Source organism: Streptococcus mitis, from assembly GCF_002096925.1.
GTDB lineage: Bacteria > Bacillota > Bacilli > Lactobacillales > Streptococcaceae > Streptococcus > Streptococcus mitis_AF.
Genome location: NZ_NCVN01000018.1, coordinates 1 through 16,867 on the forward strand (window position 1 = coordinate 1; position 16,867 = coordinate 16,867).

At 29.9% G+C, this 16,867-nt stretch carries 19 protein-coding genes and 4 pseudogenes; 20 read left to right on the forward strand and 3 right to left on the reverse strand.

What is annotated here, in order from left to right; genetic code table 11:
• Positions 1 to 33: 33 nt before the first annotated feature.
• From B7692_RS04910 to B7692_RS04935, 6 genes and pseudogenes are all read left to right on the forward strand, one after another.
• Positions 34 to 315: a hypothetical protein gene (locus tag B7692_RS04910; protein WP_000005472.1), complete on the forward strand. Its 282-nt coding sequence runs from the start codon at positions 34 to 36 to the stop codon at positions 313 to 315.
• 8 nt (positions 316 to 323) lie between these two features.
• Positions 324 to 1,157: a phage replisome organizer N-terminal domain-containing protein gene (locus tag B7692_RS04915; RefSeq protein WP_084930082.1), complete on the forward strand. Its 834-nt coding sequence runs from the start codon at positions 324 to 326 to the stop codon at positions 1,155 to 1,157.
• On the forward strand, positions 1,150 to 1,509 hold the full coding sequence (locus tag B7692_RS04920) for a transposase (protein WP_084930083.1): 360 nt from the start codon (positions 1,150 to 1,152) through the stop codon (positions 1,507 to 1,509). Before B7692_RS04915 ends, B7692_RS04920 begins: the two co-directional genes overlap by 8 nt.
• 7 nt (positions 1,510 to 1,516) lie before the next feature.
• Positions 1,517 to 1,849, forward strand: a complete 333-nt coding sequence (locus B7692_RS04925; RefSeq protein ID WP_084930084.1) for a hypothetical protein — start codon at positions 1,517 to 1,519, stop codon at positions 1,847 to 1,849.
• A complete protein-coding gene (locus B7692_RS04930) occupies positions 1,830 to 2,024 on the forward strand; it encodes a hypothetical protein (RefSeq protein WP_000469564.1) in 195 nt (64 codons plus the stop codon). Before B7692_RS04925 ends, B7692_RS04930 begins: the two co-directional genes overlap by 20 nt.
• Positions 2,025 to 2,336: 312 nt before the next feature.
• Positions 2,337 to 2,856 (forward strand): annotated as a pseudogene (locus B7692_RS04935) (methylase); the annotation flags it as partial.
• Between the two features lie 256 nt (positions 2,857 to 3,112).
• Here B7692_RS04935 and B7692_RS04940 read toward each other — a convergent pair.
• Together B7692_RS04940 and B7692_RS04945 are read right to left on the reverse strand one after the other, a co-directional pair.
• Positions 3,113 to 4,572, reverse strand: a pseudogene (locus tag B7692_RS04940) (IS1182 family transposase).
• A gap of 398 nt (positions 4,573 to 4,970) precedes the next feature.
• On the reverse strand, positions 4,971 to 5,438 hold the full coding sequence (locus B7692_RS04945) for an 8-oxo-dGTP diphosphatase (protein ID WP_084930085.1): 468 nt from the start codon (positions 5,436 to 5,438) through the stop codon (positions 4,971 to 4,973).
• 311 nt (positions 5,439 to 5,749) lie between these two features.
• Between B7692_RS04945 and B7692_RS11500 the strand changes: the two genes are divergently transcribed.
• From B7692_RS11500 to B7692_RS05020, 14 genes and pseudogenes are all read left to right on the forward strand, one after another.
• A complete protein-coding gene (locus B7692_RS11500; protein WP_368039306.1) occupies positions 5,750 to 5,971 on the forward strand; it encodes a helix-turn-helix domain-containing protein in 222 nt (73 codons plus the stop codon).
• Positions 5,961 to 7,007 carry an S-adenosylmethionine:tRNA ribosyltransferase-isomerase gene (locus B7692_RS04955; protein ID WP_084930087.1) on the forward strand — a complete coding sequence of 349 codons (1,047 nt, stop codon included), beginning with the start codon at positions 5,961 to 5,963 and terminating at the stop codon, positions 7,005 to 7,007. The genes B7692_RS11500 and B7692_RS04955 overlap by 11 nt, the downstream gene beginning before the upstream one ends.
• A gap of 188 nt (positions 7,008 to 7,195) precedes the next feature.
• Positions 7,196 to 7,477, forward strand: coding sequence for a hypothetical protein (locus tag B7692_RS04960; RefSeq protein ID WP_084930088.1), 282 nt, complete (start codon positions 7,196 to 7,198; stop codon positions 7,475 to 7,477).
• Positions 7,452 to 8,360: a thymidylate synthase gene (locus tag B7692_RS04965; RefSeq protein WP_084930089.1), complete on the forward strand. Its 909-nt coding sequence runs from the start codon at positions 7,452 to 7,454 to the stop codon at positions 8,358 to 8,360. The genes B7692_RS04960 and B7692_RS04965 overlap by 26 nt, the downstream gene beginning before the upstream one ends.
• The gene (locus B7692_RS04970) at positions 8,323 to 8,925 is read left to right on the forward strand and encodes a RuvB-like domain-containing protein (RefSeq protein ID WP_084930090.1); all 603 of its coding nucleotides are present in this window, start codon (positions 8,323 to 8,325) and stop codon (positions 8,923 to 8,925) included. The genes B7692_RS04965 and B7692_RS04970 overlap by 38 nt, the downstream gene beginning before the upstream one ends.
• Positions 8,915 to 9,898: a hypothetical protein gene (locus B7692_RS04975; protein ID WP_084930091.1), complete on the forward strand. Its 984-nt coding sequence runs from the start codon at positions 8,915 to 8,917 to the stop codon at positions 9,896 to 9,898. Before B7692_RS04970 ends, B7692_RS04975 begins: the two co-directional genes overlap by 11 nt.
• 2 nt (positions 9,899 to 9,900) lie before the next feature.
• Complete coding sequence (locus B7692_RS04980) at positions 9,901 to 10,161, forward strand: PqqD family protein (RefSeq protein WP_158086604.1); 261 nt, start codon at positions 9,901 to 9,903, stop codon at positions 10,159 to 10,161.
• 18 nt (positions 10,162 to 10,179) lie between these two features.
• A complete protein-coding gene (locus B7692_RS04985) occupies positions 10,180 to 10,860 on the forward strand; it encodes a hypothetical protein (RefSeq protein WP_084930093.1) in 681 nt (226 codons plus the stop codon).
• Positions 10,861 to 11,554: 694 nt separating this feature from the next.
• The gene (locus B7692_RS11505) at positions 11,555 to 11,956 is read left to right on the forward strand and encodes a phosphotransferase (RefSeq protein ID WP_419991797.1); all 402 of its coding nucleotides are present in this window, start codon (positions 11,555 to 11,557) and stop codon (positions 11,954 to 11,956) included.
• Positions 11,940 to 12,986 (forward strand): NUDIX domain-containing protein, encoded by a 1,047-nt coding sequence (locus B7692_RS05000; protein WP_084930096.1) that lies wholly within the window; start codon positions 11,940 to 11,942, stop codon positions 12,984 to 12,986. The genes B7692_RS11505 and B7692_RS05000 overlap by 17 nt, the downstream gene beginning before the upstream one ends.
• 58 nt (positions 12,987 to 13,044) lie before the next feature.
• A complete protein-coding gene (locus tag B7692_RS05005; RefSeq protein WP_084930097.1) occupies positions 13,045 to 13,839 on the forward strand; it encodes an ABC transporter permease in 795 nt (264 codons plus the stop codon).
• 15 nt (positions 13,840 to 13,854) lie between these two features.
• On the forward strand, positions 13,855 to 14,826 hold the full coding sequence (locus B7692_RS05010) for an ABC transporter ATP-binding protein (protein WP_084930098.1): 972 nt from the start codon (positions 13,855 to 13,857) through the stop codon (positions 14,824 to 14,826).
• 6 nt (positions 14,827 to 14,832) lie between these two features.
• Positions 14,833 to 15,630: an ABC transporter permease gene (locus B7692_RS05015; RefSeq protein ID WP_084930099.1), complete on the forward strand. Its 798-nt coding sequence runs from the start codon at positions 14,833 to 14,835 to the stop codon at positions 15,628 to 15,630.
• A gap of 58 nt (positions 15,631 to 15,688) precedes the next feature.
• A pseudogene (locus tag B7692_RS05020) lies at positions 15,689 to 16,450 on the forward strand (ATP-binding protein); the annotation flags it as partial.
• Positions 16,451 to 16,760: 310 nt separating this feature from the next.
• On the opposite strand, the pseudogene B7692_RS11225 reads toward B7692_RS05020, so the two are convergent.
• A pseudogene (locus tag B7692_RS11225) lies at positions 16,761 to 16,867 on the reverse strand (helix-turn-helix domain-containing protein); the annotation flags it as partial.

The following is a 16,867-nucleotide window of genomic DNA, read 5'->3' on the forward strand; positions in this document are numbered from 1 at the left end:
AGCTTATTTAATTTAGAAATGAGGTGTTAATTTATGTCGGAAACTACTTTAGTTGTCCAGCTTCCTAAAGAATTAGAGAAGCAATTACGTGCTCACTATGATGAGATGATTTCAAATGCTGTAGCAAGAGTATTTGAAGATAAAGAACTTTATAAACCCATGGTTCGTATGTCAGGTTTGTCTAGGTGGTTAGATGTATCTACGACAACAATCCAAAAATGGACGAAAGAAGGAATGCCAACCATGGTGATTGATGGAGTGACTTTATACGATAAAAGAGCAGTAACACGATGGTTGAAGCAATATGAAAGATAGGTACTCGTATGAATGGTGTTCAGTGGATCAAGATAACGACAGATATATTTGATGATGAAAAAATTCAGCTAATAGAATCGATGCCAGAAGGAGATACTCTTATTGTAATATGGTTTAAAATTCTGGTGCTTGCAGGAAAGCAAAATAATAGTGGCATATTAAGTTTAGGGAACAAGGTTTATTACACAGAAGAGATGCTTTCAACAGTGTTTAGACGAAAGGCTACATCTGTAAAATTAGCTCTCAGCATGTTTGAAGAATTTGGCATGATAGAAATCATAGATGGCGCTATTACCATTCCAAAATGGGAGAAACACCAGAATATAGATGGACTAGAAAAGATTAGGAAACAAACTAGGGAACGTGTTGCTCGTCATAGACAAAAACAAAAAGCACTAATTACAGGCGAGCCACAACTCGTTTTAGATTGTAACGTTACAGTAACGGATGAAAATGATAATGTAACGCAAGAGATTAAGAACAAGAGTAAGAAAGAGATTGAGAATATACTGGATAATAGTTCTAGAAAGCCTGAAACTTATATTCCACCCAAATATTATTCTTTGTTAGAATCCATTTCTTATAAGTACAATGATAGATTTTTGTATCCTAACAATTACACTTTAACACATGCTCAGAAGATGAAAATAGGCGAGTATTTGGCTAGTGGGTATGTAACTAGTGATGAAGTCATTAGCATGATTGAACGGATTCCTGAGGATGCGACGTCTCCTTTGGCGTATTTATTTAAGTCTATGGAGAATTTAAAGCAGGAACGTATGCTGGAGTGCAAAGCAATTGCCTATGAAAATGCCAGAAAGAAGTATATGATAAATGAGTAGATATCGGACTGTTCTAAAGAAATGTTATATCACTGAGGAGCAAAATGAAATAGTGAATAACTTGATTGAAATGACAAATCATCTAAGTTTTTCCTCTTATGCTAGAAAAATGTTGTTTAAACGTTCGCCTATTTATCTTCAATTTGATTTTGAATCTTATCATGACTTTATATTTCAACTTAGAAGGATTATCAATAATTTACGTCAGTTAGAAAGAATAGCAGAACAAAGTGAAGATTTCGATAATGTAAGGATATTTCACTATTGTGTTGAGCTGATGATAGGATATGAAAAGAAGACAAGCAAACAAGTAAAAGAACTTGTGAAACGACTAAATAAGAAAACGAGGTGATAAGACTATGAGAATAAAATCGGTGCTGAAACAAGTATTTTTGACAGAAGAAGAAAATAAAAAATTAAATGATTGTATGAGGAAGGAAAATATTCGTAATTTTTCTGAGTTTGCTAGACAAAAATTAATACGAACAGATTTGAACATCCAAAAAGTCTCCTTTGAAGGTTTAGTTCCTTTAACAGAAGAGTTGGAACAAGTCGGACAGAATATCAATTCTATAGCCCGTCTTGCAACTGTAGTTGGGAGAATAAGCTATGAAAACAAAATGGATATGTCTATTTTGATGCAAAAAATAGTTGACGTGATGGAGGAAAAAGATGTTTATTTTCAAAAGTAATATGGATAAGGATTTCGATCAGATATGCGAATACATACTGAAATTAAAGCGAGCAGAATTATTTCTTCATGGAATTAAACAACAAGATAAAACGAAGGCTCGTTTGTATCATGCGATGCTGGAATACTATGATGCTAACCATAAAAAAGAAAGACATATGAGGATTTTAAAATAAGGAAACGCTGTAAAAAATTTTGCAGCGTTTTTATATATCCTCTTAAAATATTTGTACACACAAATGACAGTCAAATTGATTTTTTGGATTATTTTATCGAGAAGGAAAAATTTTTCATAATATGACTTTGCGAGCTCAGAGTCTGTATACACACACTCCTAAAATCATCCCCAAAATTTGTATACACATAGTGTATGTACTTTTTGGGTGATTTAATTTTTGGGGGAATCCCCAACCCCCTTTAGAAATAGTTAGATATAAGATTAAAAAATGGTATAATCTTAAAAGATAAACTTTTTTAAGGAGTAGACTTTGAAAGAGAATTTAATCAAATCAAAAAAGCGTGTTCAAAAGCATGGAGAGGTTTTTATACCATTCTGGATGGTACAGAAAATATTAGATACTCCAGGTATTAAAGAGACTTGTGAAGATATTTCTGCAACATTTTTAGAACCTTCTGCAGGAGATGGGAAATTTTTGCAAGCTATTTTAGAAAGAAAATTATCTGCTGTTATCATGCAATATGCAATATGATGAAAGAAGTTGGAAGACAAAATCATTGATTGCATTATCATCTATATATGGGATAGAATTTCTCGAAGATAATTTAGAAGTAGCACGTTCACGTATGTTTCTTTATTATTTAGATTGGTACGAACAAATTTTTAGTACTAAGCTAACTAGTAGAAGTGACATCTATAAATCTGCATATTATCTTATTCATAAAAATATAGTTAGAGGAAATACCTTAACTCAACGTCATCCTGTTACAGATGAACTTATTTGGTTTAATGAATGGCAACTTTTCAAAGGCCATTCTAGTTTGGTAAGACTGGGCAAAAAGTCTTTAAAATTAGAAAACGCATAGTATCAAGTGTTAAATCCTTGATATTATGCGTTTTATTGTTAGAAAATTTGCTTTATTTTCTCTTTAAGTTGAGTTTTTGCCCAGCCTCTATCAGAGCTTTTAGGTAAAAAGTTGAGGATAATACAGTTGTAGAAGGACGAACCCACTGAAAAAATAAGGAGCTTACTTTTAATGAAAGGAAAATCGAGGCATCTTTCATCAATTTGAGCGAATTCCTCGGTTATTTTGTATTTATTAAGGTCATAATTCGTTTTATATTGACCACGAAGATGGTTGTGGCTGCCTGTAACTCCATGCTGAAAAGACCCGATGCTCTCGCGACATCAAAGCCATGTCTCTGTTTTAGTTCGGCATTCTTCGCTTCGATTTTATAGCGATGTCTGGCCATTTCTTTGAAATAAGGTGTTTCCTGAAATTTCTTCTGGAAAAGATGGTCGTCACTCTTAATGGCTATTGAATAAGTTTTAGACTTTGCCCCCTCCTGATAACATCCTTCCTTGGAAAGGCAATTCTTGCACTTCTCAATGTCAAAGTAATGAGTGATAACTTGATTCTTATTTTGATATTTTTTCCCTGTCCTTGCTTTGCGAACAGCCATGTGTCCTTCTGGACAGACAAATAGCCCTGCGTCTTTATTAAACTCAAAGGCATCCTCTTCTTTACGGTAACTTTTTGAAAAACAGAAGGGTTCAGTTTTGACACCAAATGAATCTTTTCTTTGCGAGTAAGTTGAATGTTGTTCTTTCCCGAATAAGCTGCATGACCAATAATAGTCTCGATGTCCAGACTATTTTTCTTTGTTTTGGCATATAACTCAGGTAAATATTTCCCATCACTTTGTTCGTCAGAAGTGACTACACAAGCAGTAATAATCCGTTCATCCGTCATAGCGATATGACTTTTATATCCATAGAAAGAGCTGTCGGCTGTCTTATGTCCAAGTCTAGCTTCCTCCTTGACAGACGCTTCCAAGTGTTCTAAGTCATCATCGACAGCTTCTTTTCGGTAATTGAACTTTTGAGAAACAGCTGGTAGAGCTAAGAGCTCCTTGTGTTTTTCAACCACAGCCATTAACTCCTCTGTATAGGTCAACTCTGCTTCAAGGTTATCTTCATGAGGTTTCTTTGGAAATTCTATTTTGATATCTTCTGAATATTGATAAATCGTTTTACGTAAAGCTTTTGAACGCTCCCTAAGAATTTCTTGGGGCTTCTTATGATTATAATGAGTTTTGGTGTGAGTGGCATCCACAATGAGGATCTTACTCTTAATCAAGTTGTGTTCGAGTGCAATTTGAACAGACTTCTGAATCAATAGATCAAGTAGATTGTTATCTTTAATTCTTAGCTTTCTAAATTTTGTCAGAGAGGATGGTTCGATAACAGAATCCTCAGGAGCTAGACCAAGAAAAAATTTAAAGGCCATATCTGACAAGGAACGTTCCACCACATTGACATCTGATAACTTATAAATATCTTTTAACAAGAGATATTTGAACATCATAATCGGTGAATAAGCTTTACACCCAAAATCGGGACGATAATTCTTTTCTAGTTCATCATGAATAAAGCTAAAATCACAGAGTTCAGTTAGCTGACGAAAAAAGTGAGTTTTAGGAACTACGATATCATACAAACTAGAATAAGGACTGACATCCATAGTTAACTGATTATCAAGCATCATTTCACCTCATCTCTAGTATAACAAAAAAGCCATCAATTTGATGACTTTTTCAGTGGGCTCATGAAACGCTATGAGTTTTTTTGTTGCACTATATTTTACAATTTATCATTATAAAATAAATGCTGAACTTTTTGAAAGCTTCTAATTTGGAAAAGTTAGAATTGCTGAAAAGTCAGAGTACATTAATGATATTTTATGAATATATGTACACACACTAATTAGTTATAAATATGAGAAACGAAAATTATATTAGTGTTGTTGAATTCGGCTAAAGGAAAATGGGAGAAAAAGTTATCAATTGAACGATACTTCAGTACCAATAAAATTGAGTACTAAAGTATACAAAAATTACTAATGGATTGAGACTTTTGTATTTGATTATACTATAGAGAATATTAGTCAAATAAAATTGTTTTGTTTTCACTAATGCATTTCTTCTTATTATCCCAGTAGTTAATACTTTCAAAGCTTCCTTTTCTTAAATAAAGCGGTATCCTTTTTCTTATATCATCTTGCATTGGTATTTTATCAATATCTTTTAGATTCCACCATTTTGGCTCACCTTCATCAGATGTGCTTAGTTCACCAGTAAACTGAGTACATAAAAAGTCATAGAAGACAAATCTCTCATTACCAATTGAATTAGTAAAGCCTGAAATTCCCTTTAATTCAAGATTTAATGCAGTGAGTCCAGTTTCTTCCTTAAGCTCCCGTAGTGCAGCTTCAAAAAAACTTTCAGGGAATTCAACTTTTCCCCCCGGTGGAATCCAGCCAGGAAAATTATCGTGCTGTCTATTAAGTAATAAAATTTCTTGATTTTTCAAAACGCAAATATTAACCCAGTTTTTGATTTTTTCAGTCATATTATCAACCTCCAATAAGTATTTTTTCATATATTAGACTATATGTCAAGAACTATATGCTATTTATGATTGTGACAAATGTGTCTCAGCTAAAGATTGATGATTTTTATGAAATAGCTGATAAACTCTCAGATATGACGATAAAATAATTTTTATAAGACTAGTTACCCTTATTATACTGTGGCAAAAAATAGAATTTCATTGATTTTCTGTATATATTTTCTAGTGATTCAAATGGGACATATGTGGGTCTTGTTTTACTTTTAAGAAAAGTTGATAATAAAATCAAGATATCTGAAGGATGTGAAGAAATGGATGGTATTGGTTATGTATTGAGGAATTTAAGACTTAATAAAGGATTAACTCAAAAATATATTTATAAGAATTTGTGTAGCCGAAAGCAATTATCTAGAATAGAGAATAATACTTCTTATCCCTCAGTATATCTTTTGTATTATATTTGTCAAAGATTAGAAGTTACTACAGACTATGTTATTAGTCTAACGTTAGAAAGAGGAAATCATGCTAAATGACACAAATAAATTGAAATATGAATTACCGGTTGAATTAGCTGCTCGGGAGCCAGTAGAACTTATGTCAGGGAGTCGAGATAGTTCAAGATTGATTATTGGATTTAAAAATTCAGATAAAATTATTGATGACTATATATTGAATTTTCATAATTACATTAATCCAGGAGATTTGATTATTCTAAATAATAGTAAGACAGTCTCTCCTATATTTTATGCGTACTCTGAAAAATATGGGGAAGTAAAGTTTCATATAAAAACAAAAAATGAAGAAGGTTATGTAATTTATATCAGAATTAGGTCAGATTTACAGGATAGAATCATATCAGAAAAATTTTTTCTTAGCGATAAAATAAATGTTACAGTAGATAAAAATATTAATGGTGAGGAATTTTTGTGCAGTTTTAATTGTTCACAAGAAGACTTATATGATTATCTCCTAGTACATGGTGAAGCTGTAAGGTCTATTTATACGAGAAAAAAGTGGTCTATTGCTTATTATCAAAATGGAATTGCTAATAAATTAGGTTCATTTGAAAATCCTGCTGCTAACCGACATTTTTCTAATAGAATTTTAAGAGCTTTAAGAAAAAAAGGCGTAAAAATTGGATATATTACTTTAAATTGTGCATCAGTTGATACAAAAATTTTTGAAGAGTTTATTGAAGAACATAGCGTTTTCAAAGAATACTACGAAATACCAGAAGAAACTGCAGAATTAATTCGAGATACTAAATTAAATGGAAACAAAATATTTGCCGTGGGTACGACTGTTATAAGGACTTTGGAAAGCTGTGAGTATGATAATTTTAAAATTGTATCTCCATTAAAAAATTATACTGATTTATATATATATCCAGGTTACAACTTCAAAATCACGGATGCATTAATTACAAATTTTCACGGTTCAATGACTAGTCGCCTTGCGTTATCAGCAGCAGTAATTGGCACGGAAAATATTATGAATTTATATCGACATGCAATAGATGAGCAGTATTTATTCTATGAGTTTGGAGATGCTAATTTATTATTTATGTAATCCAATAATTATAGTTCATGGAAAGGAGGTGATCAAGTGAAAAAATTAACTTTGAAAGAATTGGTTAATAAAGCAAGTGATTTGCTTGCCTGTTGCAATGCAACTAAATAATTAACCGAATTCAAATTTTTAACTTCAATGAAAAAAATATAAAATTTTTTTCATTGAAGTTGTTTATGGAGGAATTTATGGCATATAAAATTAGTCACGATATAGATATTACAGAAGATAATGGATATCAAGTATTGCATCGATACTCAGATGATACGTATTTTTCATTGCAGAAAGACTATTTATTTATTCTGTTAAGTTATAATGGTCTGAATAATTTAAATGATATTGCTAAAGTCTTTTCAAATCATAAAGGAATTTCAATTAACTGTTCATTAGAGTATGTAGAAAAAGTTCAAAATTATTTTATTTCAGAAAGAATTATATTCAAAGATGAAAACAAAAACCATTCTTACTAATAATCTATGTGAAAATAATATTGATTCGCTATATGTTAAGTTATGTAAATTGCTTGAAGATAATGGGCAACATATTGTTTCAAGAGGGATGGCAGTAAAAGAATTAATTGGCGTTAGTATTGTTCTAACGGAGCCCAAAAGACGATTTTTAGAGAACTCTGCTAGGAATCTTAAACTTTATTATGCCATAGGAGAATTTTTATGGTATTTACGAGGGAGCAATGATTTATCCGAAATCGAGTATTATGCTCCGAGTATGGCAAAGTTTTCAGATGATGGTTCAATACTTCAAGGGGCATACGGTCCCAAAATAGTACCCCTAATTGATGACTTAATCCAGCTTTTAAAGAATGATACAGGAACTCGGCGTGCTGTAATACCCTTATATAGTGCAGATGATCTTGGTAAGGAAAGTAAAGATATCCCATGTACTCTTTCTTTAGAATTTTTAATTCGAAATAATAAGCTACACCTTATTACAAATATGAGATCAAACGATATCTTTTTAGGTCTACCATATGATATTTTTTCTTTTACAATGCTTCAAGAGTATATAGCGTATCAACTTGGAGTAGACTTGGGATGCTATTATCATTATGTAGGAAGTTTACATGTATACCAGCGTAATTTTAAAAAAATAGAAGAGATATCTCAAATGAGTCCTCATGAGACGGCAATATTTAACAAATCAGATTCAATATTTAAAAATTTTAGTGAGATAATTGATTTAGAAGAATCTATAAGAAAAAATAAAACTTTTAATCATAATTTAAATTTATTAATGGACTCAGATTTTCAAAAAATTAAGACAGAGCTAGAAAATTATAGGTATAGTAGGGAAAAGAATGTCGAACGGAAAACTGATATATATATGCGGTATTGATGGGTCTGGTAAGACTACATTATCCAAAAATCTTTCCAAAAATTTAGGAAGTAACTCTATTTTTTTGCCTTTGAATCAATCTAAGATATTTTTTAAAGAACTAGATTCTATTTGTCGTAAATACAATACAAATAGATGGGCAGAGTTTTCCGAAATTTTTAGAGGCTGTTTATGGGCATTAGAAATGGTTTATTTTTCTGAAAAAATTTTAAAACCAGCATTGGAACAGTATGATTATGTAATTATTGATAGGTACATGACTTGCAATAAAGTTTATTCTAATTTATCAATTACAAACACCTTGGTAGATAGATTACATGAGCTCCTTATACAGCCTAAAATCACAATGTATATCGATATAGAGCCAAAGATAGCTTTTAGTAGAGTTATTAAAAGGAATGAGCAACAAACGCCTAAAGAAACTTTAGAAAATTTAAAAATTGCCAAAGAATTATATGCTAGATACTTAAATAATCTAGAATATTATCGATTAGATGGTAGAGAATCTGAGGAAAGATTATTACAATCTGCACTAGGAATATTAGGAGATAAAAATGAAATTTGAAACTATATTAGATTTTTACATATTTTATTTAGAGGAGTTACTTAATGGATCTCAAAAGCAGAAAGTACCCTATTCAGCTATTTCTGATAAAATTGAAATTTTCAATAATAGTGTAGAGATATCTCATGGAAATCTCATTAATATGATGTTTAGTAAATCAGAATTAAATTATAATATTGTGCACACATTATTTTCTTTAAGCGGCAGGACAGATGCGTATATTTTAAAAAAATATAAAAGTGCGTACCTGAGATATTCAGATGATGGGTTTTATCAAAATACTGTAGGTGAACGCTTGTATACTTTATACGGTAATCAAATAAAAAGAAGTTATGGTTTTTTAAAGGATGATATTTTTTCACCAGATGCTATTTGCTTTATGAAGGCAAATGATAATAATAATATTGATTGTACTTTTTACGTACATTTTTATTATAGAGAGGAGCGTTTAAATGTAGAGCTTACATATAAAGGCTCTCACTTATTGGAGTATACGAATTCTGATTTATTTATTTACTCTTCATTACTGTCATTAATGAGTCATTGGCTAGGTGTTAAAGCAGGTAGTTTAATATTAAAAACTCACTCAATCTTTATTTCGGAACGTGATAAAGAACGAACTGAAAAATTATTAGATAGCTGTAGATTATTAAAAAAAGTTGATTTATCTCTAAATCATGATTTCTCTTCAAGTTTAAAAAGCTATCGAGAAGAATTTTCTGATGCAATTAATCGTGTTATTACTTGGGATATTGTAGAAGTATCAAAAAGATTAAACAATGAGATTGAATATATAAACAATAATTTCACTCCATATACTCAGGATTTATTGTTTATACTCCTTGCAGATAGATTTCATAGTAATACTGAGGAGTACAAAACTATACTTGATAAAATAAATAATGACTCTATTAGGTGTTTTAAAGAAACAGTTGATAGAACAGAATTCAATTCCATTTTAGAGGTGGTTTAATTTTGAACTATAAAAAAAGTTTATCCGCAGTACTGCATTCGTCGTCAGATAAGGATTTTCTACTAAATTTATTGAGTGATCGAACATTCTTGCTTAACGATGTTTCATTATATATTTGGAATAGTATTGAAAAATACAGTTTGGAAGATATTGCTATTAACTTATCGAATTTATATAATGAGAATTTAGATATAGTTAGACAAGACTTACATGAAATGATTGAAATACTGGTTTCTGAGGGTCTTATAGAGATAAAAAATTAAAAGATAGGGAGAATTTATATGTGTAATAATGACTACACTTTAATTACTAAAGAAATATCAAATTTAGTATCAGAAAAAAATATAGTAATTTGGAAATCTGAAATGGATGGCTTAGGTACATCTTTATCTGATATTGATGCATATTGTATTTGCGATGAAGAAAAAAATTTTAAAAATTTTTCTTTCAATGGCATCCCTGTAGATATTGAATATATTGGATTAAATAATCTAAAAGAAAAATTAGAAAATATTGATAAGTTTGCAAAGCATGGATTAGCGTATAAAGGACTAGATGAAGATTTAAAATTGTTTTACAGGCTAGAACGAGGTCACAAGAGTCAGCAATTCAATCTCAATGATATAGAATTACCTACAATTGATGTTATTTCTAAAATTGCAGCTCAATATTATAATGAACTTTTTCTAGCATTGTATGAAGATGCCTTTAAAATGTTTCATGGAAAAAATTTTTTAGATGCCTTTATACTCTCATTAGAGGCATTACAAATGTCAGTTGCAACATATTTAGCCAGAATAGGAAAACCTCAGTTCAAGAAAAAGTGGTTATTCAAATATTTTGATAATCTGACGGATTGCTCTTACTATGAAGAATTAAGGATTGAATTGGAGTCAGATACAATTTTACCTGAACGCATAAGTAAAATATTATCTGATTCAAAAAAAATCCTAGAATTTTAAATTTTCATATTGAAAGGAGGTGAGGATTATGGCTTATAAAAAACCTATCGTAAAAGATATTAAATTGAGTGCTTCTACAATTCTTCGTTAATATCTTGACTCTTAAAGTAGAGATTTGAACAGGATTACGGATGGTTAAAGCTAATAAAAATCAATATGAAATATATTCTTGATGCTAGACTATTAGTATTGAATTAACAATGTATTTATGGCTCTAAAGTTTTATAATCTACAGTTCACCTCTCTGCTTTTTTTTGTGATATTGAATATTAATAATGAAATTTAAGATACTATGTGTGAAATTCTTATTAAATATATATTATGGTCTAAGCGATATCAAATTTATTGAGCGACTTGAAAATATGAATGTCGTCTATATTTTCAAAAATAGTAAAACAGGAAACAAAATTTTGCTAAAAATTTTCTCATCTTCGAAGGTTGACACTATAGTATTTCAAAATGAATTTGCAAAATATAAGTTATCTCCGAATTTGATAAAAACTAACAAGGGTAATATATATATAAGAGTGTTTAAATATCTAATTTTTGTACAATACTTCGTTGAGGCAAGTAGTCGGAGAATCGAGTATAGTGAAATGGTTATATTTTTCAAAGATTTTTATGCAAAGCTTGATTATTATAAGAATTTTTTTTAGAAACAAGTATTGGTTTTCCTAATTATAAAACCAACGCAATCAGTCAACATTTTAGCATGATACATGGTGATTTACGACCACCGAATGTAATTATAACTGCGAATAATTTTAGTGTAATTGATTTTGAATATTTAAGACTCGGAGTAAGAGAAGTAGAAGTGATTAAATATATAGTTCTGTACACTAATTTTAATAATTGTGAAGTTGAAATTTTATATAGTAAGTTTCTGGAAGCTGGTATAGTAGAGATAAGTTTACAAGAATCAATTAGGTTTTTACTTTTTGAATTACTAAAATCAGATTTTCCAGAGAAATACATCGTGAGAATTACTCTAGATTATTATAATGAAATTATATCCGAGAGAATAAAATTAATTGAATTTTGTGATAATTATTTAAATAAAAAGAAAGGGGGGGACTTAAGTGTCAGTAGAAGTTGAGAAGAAATATTTGCTTACAAGTGATGAGTATTACACTCTTAGTAAAAGTCACTTTGAAGGTGCAATAATTCAAGAACAGCTTAATTACTATTTTGATAGTTTAGATTTTTCACTTTTAAAAAGGGGGATAACTCTTAGAATCAGAGAAAAGGCGAATAATCTGATTCTAACTATAAAGAGAAAAATTTCAATTAATGACGTAATTGAGTCAGAAGAAAATGATTTTTTAATAAGTCGAATAGAATTTATGGAAGCAGTATTGCGTGGAGAATTCCCTAAAAAGGTAGAGCAAAAGTTAAATGTTTTAATCCCCAAAAAGAAAATCTTTTATTTGGGATTGCTAAAGACACAGAGACTAATTAAAGAAAAAGATTCAATTTTATATTGTTTGGATAGGAATACTTACTTTGATAAACAAGATTTTGAATTAGAAATTGAGGGAACACGAGAATCATTACAGAAAGTTAGCATTGATATTCCAGAAAAAAAGTTTAATAGAGTGGGGAAATATTCTAGGTTTATAAGTGAATTATTGAAAGGGAATGGTAATTCATTAATTAAGATTCAAGTATCTGCCATTATTTTAAATGAAGATAAAGATGAAGTATGTCTTATTAAGAAAAATGCACCTACATCAAGTGTGCATAATATCTGGATTCCTCCAGGTGGTCATGTAGATATTGGGGAAGACCTCTTGAAAGCTGTAAAGCGTGAAACAATTGAAGAAACAGGATTAGAAGTTGAAATATTAGCTTTGTCAAGTGTCGTTTCTTTTCAAATTCAAAAAGCTAGTCAAGCCATATGTTTCTTTTATCTGGTTGAGGCTAAAAATTGTGGTGAGATAACAATGTTAGAACCAGGAATGGATTGTAAGTGGTTTAATTTAGCAGATGTGATAAGTGGAAATATTACAAATTTAACAGACTACCATAAGTTGATTATTTCTAATTCAAAAAATACAAATACTTTATATTTAGATTTAGAAAAAAAGGGCCTTGATTACAAAATTTTAAATTCAAAGATCCTCTAAAATGTTTTAGTGTACTATAATTAAAATTATAGTCTTGGTAAAAATATAAGGAGTGAATATGCTGACCGCTATTATAAGAAGAAATTGGCAAATGTATGTAAGATATTTTCCTATAACTTTATTTTTTAATCGTATTTTAGATATTGGATTTGAACTTCTAGGACTCTGGTTAGTGTCTAATTTTTTATTTGATAATAAAATACAGGTAAATAACGTAATAGAGTATAGAGATTACTTTAGTTATGCTGCAATTGGGTTAATTTTTTATAATGTATCAATAGCTATTTTAATGAATGTAGGTCGAGCATTAATAACAGAAGTTAGAGAAGGTACCTTAGAAAGCACGTTAGTGTCACCGTATAGTATAGTGAAGTACTATTTTGGAATCTTTTTTGAACAATTAGGAAGGACTTTTCTTGAATTTCTTTCTTCGTATTCAATAGCGTTTTTTTTAGGTGCCAATTTGCAAAGTATTTCATTATTAAATTTAATTATTTGTTTTTTATATGTATCGTTGATTTCTTTCTCAATGGGAACCCTTTTATCAAATATCATGTTATGGTTTCGTGATACTTTCATAACCCAAAATACATTGTTTTTAATTATTTTTTTAGTCTCAGGGATTACCTTTCCAAAAGAATTGCTACCTAGTTTTTTGCAAAAAATTAGTAAAATGATTCCTTTATCTCATTCTCTTGATGCTATTAGAAACTTATTTTTTAATACTTCTCATTTCAATATATTTAATTTTAGTTTTTTACAAGGTATTTTAATTTCGGTAGTATATTTTATTGTAGGGCTTTTGGTGTATAAAAAAATTGAACAAAAGATAGTAAGTTATATTTCATATTGAGTTTAGGAGATAATTATGTTAAAAGCGGTTAATATATCAAAAAATTATACTTTTAAAAAAAGAACAGGCTTATTTCAGTATGAAAAGCAAATAAAAAAAGCTATAGTAAATGTAAACTTATCTTTACCAAAAGGAAAAATTATTGGAGTACTGGGAGAAAATGGTGCTGGTAAAACGACACTTATAAAAATGCTGACAACACTTTTAACGAATGATACGGGTATAATTTTAATTGATGGAGTAGATATCAATGAAAACTTAAAAAATACAAGGAAAAAAATTAATATTATTAGTGGGGGAGAGAAAAATTTATACTGGAGATTGACTGCAGTTGAAAATTTGATATATTTTGCATCCTTGTACGGAATTTCAAAGAGGGAAGCATTACCTAAAATAGAAAAACTGTTGATAGAATTAGGATTATGGGACAGTAAAGATATTCCTGTAGAAAAATACTCAAAGGGAATGAAACAGCGTTTACAGATTGCAAAGGGTCTAATAAATGATCCAGAGTATTTATTCCTAGATGAACCAACTCTTGGTTTAGACGTGAGTGTCGCTCATGAATTACGTAAAAAATTAAAGGAAATAGCGATTAAGAGGAATACGGGTATTTTATTAACTACACATTATATGGCTGAGGCAGAGGAACTCTGTGATTATATCTATTTTTTAAAGAAAGGAAAAATCATCATTTCTGGTACTAAAGACGAAGTTTTTGACAAATTAAAATTGTCCCCAGAGATACATATTACACTTGCACCTCAATTTCAATGGAATTCAATGGAGATTAAACGGTTGAGAGATTTATTCCCAGCATTAGAGTATAGGAAAGAAGAAAATCTTACATTGATAAAATTTTCGTTACTAAAATATAAAGTTCAAAGTGTAATAAAGACTATATATGAAAGTAATATAGATATTATTGAAATAAAACACACGGAGCCTTCACTAGAAGATGTAGTTCTGCATTTAGGGAGGAGATGAGTTGCTTTGTTTTTTAACATATTTAGGAGTGAAATTAGAAGAACCCTCTTCAATGATAGTACCAATATTTTTTATTTTTTTTCAATGATATTATGGCCAATTTTTTCGCTACTCCAAGTTTATTATAATATAGGAGCATTTCCGATTTCAGATTTAAAAATTTTGGACTTAAGTAATGAGGAGCAGCTATTTTATTTTATTTTTATAGGATACTGTACCTATATTATTTTTTCTAATGCTTTTCAGAGTGCTTGGAGACTGGGGGGAGAACGTTATCAGGGGACTCTAAGTCAGATTTTTATTGCTCCACTGAAAAAAATTCTATGGCTTTACGCCCGGACATTTTCATCGATTTTTAGTCAGTCATGGTTTTTTATGGTTATTTTTGTAATTGGTAATTTTGCTTATATAGATTTTTCATTAAAATCGATCTTTCATATTTTATTAGCAACCATTATTTTAATTACTTCATCATGGATTTGGACTAGCTTTTTGAGTAGTATTTGCATTGTTATGAGAGATGCTACTATAGTTTATGTATTATTAGAAGGCTCACAAAATACGTTTAGCGGTGCTAAAGTCCCTTTATCTATTTCTCCAAAATTGGTAAAATTTATTGGAAGTTTATTTCCAGTTAGCTATACTATTATTTATTTACGAGATATGCTTCTTTTCAATAAATTTTATAGTTTAAATTTTTATTTGCTCATCGGTATAAATATTGTTTGTTTTTTACTGACTAATATCATTTTAAGAATTGGTGAATCTCACATGAAGAAGCATGGAAGTTTTGATGTGGTTTAATTTGGTGTTAATAATGTTAGATATTGCAGAAGGGACATTACAATAGTGAGTAAATTATGGGGTAGATGTAGGTACAGGAAGTGAATTTAATGTTATTAAGGAAGTAACGTTTGATGATGCATTGCCTAAATTAATTGTTAAAGTTAGAGATTTTATTCGAACCCAGCTACGAGAGTTTCAGTATCTAGATAGTGATGGTAGATTTCAGATACTTCCAGAATATCCTGAATTTGCCTGGTTTGAAGGAATTGTAAATGCAGTAACCCACAGGAATTATTCAGTATACGGAGATCATATCAGGGTATTGATGTTTGATAATCGTTTAGAGATTCATAGCCCAGGAAAACTACCGAATATTGTAACTGTTGAGAATATAAGACATGAACGTTTTTCTAGAAATCCGCGTATAGCTCGTACCTTAACTGAATTTGGATGGGTCCGAGAAATGAATGAGGGAGTAAAACGAATCTATTCTGAAATGGAATCTGCTTTTCTCCATGAACCGTGTTACTCTGAACCAGGTAACAAAGTAGTTTTAACATTAGAAAACAGTATTACAAGTAGAACATTGAGAACACGTGATTCTTTGGAAAGTAAACTTAGAGATTATAGTGATTTAAGTGTTGATGAAAAACTATTGATACAGTATATGTACAATACAGCAGAACCTATGACAACTAAAAAAGTAGCAGAATTCTTAGGTAGGAGTGTTTCTTACTCGTCGAAATTATTGAAAACGTTGAGAGCCAAAGGCATTTTAACATGGTATGGGACAAGTACGAAAGATCGCAGTCAATACTATAAATTAGAAATGAAATAAAAACGAAGAAAAACGAAGAAAACATAGTTATTAATTCATGAAATTTATTTGCTTTATAGTTTTGCAATTTAGTTGTTTGTATGGGGATGTTATTTGTATTATACATCGTTTCACAACAAGTAAGGAAACGAAGAAAAACGAAGAAAAACGAAGAAAAATAAATCGTTGTTTCTCAACTACATAAGCTCCGAAAACTAAAAAGTGATAACCCTTTGATAACCTCTTGATTTTTAAAAGGATTATATATGTAAAAATTGAGGATTTATCTCTTAAGATTACTTGATTTTAGTGATAATTTACCATAAATATCATGATGTAGAAAAAACTCAGACATAAAACGTTTGTTTTTCTCAGCTAGGTATTCTGAGAATATATGACGAAATTCATCTGAAAAACTATCATCAAGTGGTAGTGTTA

What these genes read in the sequence shown, in the direction of transcription:
- B7692_RS04910 (WP_000005472.1), top strand. Translation starts at nt 34, where the DNA reads ATGTCGGAAACTACTTTAGTTGTCCAGCTTCCTAAAGAATTAGAGAAG.
- B7692_RS04915 (WP_084930082.1), top strand. Translation starts at nt 324, where the DNA reads ATGAATGGTGTTCAGTGGATCAAGATAACGACAGATATATTTGATGAT.
- B7692_RS04920 (WP_084930083.1), top strand. Translation starts at nt 1,150, where the DNA reads ATGAGTAGATATCGGACTGTTCTAAAGAAATGTTATATCACTGAGGAG.
- B7692_RS04925 (WP_084930084.1), top strand. Translation starts at nt 1,517, where the DNA reads ATGAGAATAAAATCGGTGCTGAAACAAGTATTTTTGACAGAAGAAGAA.
- B7692_RS04930 (WP_000469564.1), top strand. Translation starts at nt 1,830, where the DNA reads ATGTTTATTTTCAAAAGTAATATGGATAAGGATTTCGATCAGATATGC.
- B7692_RS04945 (WP_084930085.1), bottom strand. Translation starts at nt 5,438, where the DNA reads ATGACTGAAAAAATCAAAAACTGGGTTAATATTTGCGTTTTGAAAAAT.
- B7692_RS11500 (WP_368039306.1), top strand. Translation starts at nt 5,750, where the DNA reads ATGGATGGTATTGGTTATGTATTGAGGAATTTAAGACTTAATAAAGGA.
- B7692_RS04955 (WP_084930087.1), top strand. Translation starts at nt 5,961, where the DNA reads ATGCTAAATGACACAAATAAATTGAAATATGAATTACCGGTTGAATTA.
- B7692_RS04960 (WP_084930088.1), top strand. Translation starts at nt 7,196, where the DNA reads ATGGCATATAAAATTAGTCACGATATAGATATTACAGAAGATAATGGA.
- B7692_RS04965 (WP_084930089.1), top strand. Translation starts at nt 7,452, where the DNA reads ATGAAAACAAAAACCATTCTTACTAATAATCTATGTGAAAATAATATT.
- B7692_RS04970 (WP_084930090.1), top strand. Translation starts at nt 8,323, where the DNA reads ATGTCGAACGGAAAACTGATATATATATGCGGTATTGATGGGTCTGGT.
- B7692_RS04975 (WP_084930091.1), top strand. Translation starts at nt 8,915, where the DNA reads ATGAAATTTGAAACTATATTAGATTTTTACATATTTTATTTAGAGGAG.
- B7692_RS04985 (WP_084930093.1), top strand. Translation starts at nt 10,180, where the DNA reads ATGTGTAATAATGACTACACTTTAATTACTAAAGAAATATCAAATTTA.
- B7692_RS05005 (WP_084930097.1), top strand. Translation starts at nt 13,045, where the DNA reads ATGCTGACCGCTATTATAAGAAGAAATTGGCAAATGTATGTAAGATAT.
- B7692_RS05010 (WP_084930098.1), top strand. Translation starts at nt 13,855, where the DNA reads ATGTTAAAAGCGGTTAATATATCAAAAAATTATACTTTTAAAAAAAGA.